Origin of the sequence: Nocardioides sp. J54 (genome assembly GCF_000519005.1) — a bacterium.
Lineage (GTDB): Bacteria > Actinomycetota > Actinomycetes > Propionibacteriales > Nocardioidaceae > Nocardioides.
Window position 1 is genome coordinate 1 of sequence record NZ_JAER01000073.1, and the last position, 2,929, is coordinate 2,929.

At 68.0% G+C, this 2,929-nt stretch carries 3 protein-coding genes and 1 pseudogene; all 4 read right to left on the minus strand.

What is annotated here, in order from left to right; translation table 11 throughout:
* Nucleotides 1-441: 441 nt before the first annotated feature.
* Complete coding sequence (locus NOCJ54_RS0122525; RefSeq protein WP_028657281.1) at nt 442-798, minus strand: DUF5615 family PIN-like protein; 357 nt, start codon at nt 796-798, stop codon at nt 442-444.
* A complete protein-coding gene (locus tag NOCJ54_RS0122530) occupies nt 795-1,124 on the minus strand; it encodes a DUF433 domain-containing protein (RefSeq protein ID WP_036519466.1) in 330 nt (109 codons plus the stop codon). The genes NOCJ54_RS0122525 and NOCJ54_RS0122530 overlap by 4 nt, the downstream gene beginning before the upstream one ends.
* A 63-nt stretch (nt 1,125-1,187) precedes the next feature.
* The gene (locus tag NOCJ54_RS0122535) at nt 1,188-2,528 is read right to left on the minus strand and encodes a TIGR02679 family protein (RefSeq protein WP_036519472.1); all 1,341 of its coding nucleotides are present in this window, start codon (nt 2,526-2,528) and stop codon (nt 1,188-1,190) included.
* Between the two features lie 215 nt (nt 2,529-2,743).
* Nucleotides 2,744-2,929: pseudogene (locus NOCJ54_RS29230) on the minus strand (NADH-quinone oxidoreductase subunit B); the annotation flags it as partial.

Consider the following 2,929-nt stretch of genomic DNA (forward strand, 5'->3'; position numbering starts at 1 on the left):
TTGGTCGTTTCACACCGAAGATCCCGCCGATGGCCGTCTACGTCAGGCAGCCTCGCCGTGGTCCCTCAAACCCCACCACTCCCGGGGACTCTTACCCATCGCGGGGTCGCGGGCGCGACCTGTCTCGCAAGAACCGTGCCGAAACCTGGCTCGCAAACGAAACTGGCTGGCCCCGATGACTCAGGACCAGCCAGTTTCACTAACTTCTGCGACAAGTTTCGCGAACTTGCCTTTGTAGCGGGGGCAGGATTTGAACCTGCGACCTCTGGATGAGGTCGACCACTACGGATTGGCTCGGAGGAGAATGGATCTCCTCGGGTTTGCGCGGGAGGACCTTGCTGCCCACATCGGAGTGTAACGGAGCTGCCCGGGCCAGGACGGAGCCATAAGTGGCTGGTTTGTGGCCGCGATCGAATCCTGCTCGCGGGACCAGTCGGCGTGTCAGCGGAGCGGGAGGTAGACGACCCGGTTCTCCCAGTCGTCTGGCTCGCCCGCGCCAGCGATCAGGATGAGCTCGTCGATGATCACAGACCGGGGGACGGACTCCGGGATCTCGATGACCCCCGGCATGGGCAGTCCGGCCGCAACGCGCTCATAGGCGAAGTCGGCGAAGGTCGAGACATCGTGAGTCACTACGATGCGCTCCTCGCGGGCGGCCCACTCCAGCACCTGCGGGTCATCGACCTCGCGTAGACCAACCTCTTGCACGGGCACGATGTCGAGATCGGGCTCGCGTCGCTTCAGCCCTGCCAGTGTCTTGTGATCGAAGTTCTCGTCAGCCAGGAACTTGACCGTCATGCGTCCGGCCGGGCGAGGAGCTTTGCGCGGAGGCCCTCGGGCGGGAACCTTGTCTCGATCGCAGAGCGCTGCGCGGCGCGCTCGTCGGCTCGCCCCGCCAGGTAGTCATTGACGTCGTCACGATGACGCACGCAGTAGGTGAAGATGGCATAGATGTCCCCGAGCGAGACGGTCGGATACGACTCGTGGATTGCTTCGGGCGAGTCCCCTCGTTCGAAGGCTGCGACGAGGGTGTCCAGCGGAACTCGGGTGCCGATCACGATGAGCCGACCAGCGGCGTCCCTGGTCAGCGGAACCGGCTCTGGCTCGATCGCTGCTGCGGTCATCTCGATGCACCTCCGTTTCAAGCGTACCGGCGATACCCTGCAGGAGTGGCAGGGATTCGTCGCTCACCCTGGCGAGCCCGTCGGTCGGGATGCGGCGATCAGATCGTTGGCGAGCGTCTCCGCCATCGCCTCCTCCTCGATCGCAAGCCCGTGCGCGGCCATCACCTCGGCAAGCCTCGGGTCCCATGGCGAGGGGACCGGGCGTCCCTCGAGGGCAAGTGATGGCAGGTCGCCCTCGACAACGGCCAGGTAGTCCGTGGAGGTGTATCTCCACGGCGTCCAGTGAACCCGCCGGCGGAGGGCCTGCGCTATCTGCAAACCTGGCCAGTCGAAGTCACCGTGGTAGCGACACCCGGCTCCGCGTCCGGTCAGGATGGCAATGAGTTCCACCACCGCGGTGCTGGGCTGGCCCCACGTGCAGATCAGCACCGGCGCAGACCCGCGCGCATGCGAGCACGCCCAGGCCGTGGCGGCAACCTCGACGATCGTCGGGTTCTCGCAGACGTGGACGACCTGCTCGGTTGCCAACGCCGCGACACCGCCGGAGCGGACCTGGTCGAGCGTCAGAACCAGAGGCATCCGGGCCGTGCGCATGGCTTCCAGCGCCGCCGCGCTCGCCTGCGCCGCCGCCCCAGCCGGACCAGTCGCACCCGGAACCCCCAGGCACAGAACCGTCGACGCGACGTTGGACAGTACGACGCCAACCGCTGCCCAAGCATCGCGGCTCGAGTGAGCGCCCGGCGCGAACGCAGCCTCGACAGCGGCGGCAGCCAAGCGGCCGAGTGGACGCGACATGTCGAGAGCATGCGCGTCGCCAGTGAGCCGTCGCGCGAACACAGACAACGGCTCCCCTGCCGATGGGAGAGCCGCCACGACCGATGCCACCAGTTCCACGAGACGAGCACCGACGTCGGGCCCGTGGGCAACCCCGGTCCGCGCAGCCTCCGCCCGCGCTGCTCGCTTGAGGCCACCCGTCGAGCAGAATCCGTCCCACCAGTCCCCGAGCCCCGGGTGGTCGGCAACAGCGTCGCGAAGGCCGTCCGCAGCGCGGGCCCAGTCGGTGGCGGTGCGCTGGCGCTCTACAGCCGGGTCGACGACGGGTCCGATCAGCGTCTCGACGGCGTCGGCGAGCCCCGCTGGCCATGGTCCCCTGCGCAGGATCGCCTCGACGTCGGCGAGGTCCAGCCGCAGGGTCGCCCCCGGGCGTCGTGGCCGCCCGACCAGCCGCACCGCCGCGGACCGCTGCGCGTCGGTCGGCTCGTCGAGCTGTACGACACCGGTGAGGCTCGATCCGCGGGATGCAGCGATCCGGGAGCGCACCCGGGCCAGCAACCAGGCCATCTCCGGGACGCCGAGGAGTCGCTCCAGCGCAGCCCGGTCACCGCTCGCGATCTTCGAATCCATCGTCATCCGAACAACGCGTCGTCCGCCGCTGTCGAATCGTGCGCATCGCCGGCACGAGCAGCTCCTTCGACCTCGGCAAGTCTGGTGCGGCGGGTGCCGTTCCACTGCCAGCGGGTGACACCGACTGCATCGACTCCTTCGACTCGGGAGAGCTGGGCGATAGAGAGCCCCGGCACCTGCGGGTAGCACCCCCACTCCCGCTCACTCGTCATCACGACGTCGAGGATCGCGTCGATGAGCATCTCCGGACGCGGCGGGCAGCCCGGGAGGTACATGTCGACGGGCACGACGTGGTCGACCCCCTGGACGATCGCGTAGTTGTTGAACATGCCGCCGCTGCTGGCGCACACGCCCATCGCGAGCACCCACTTGGGCTCGGCCATCTGGTCGTAGATCTGGCG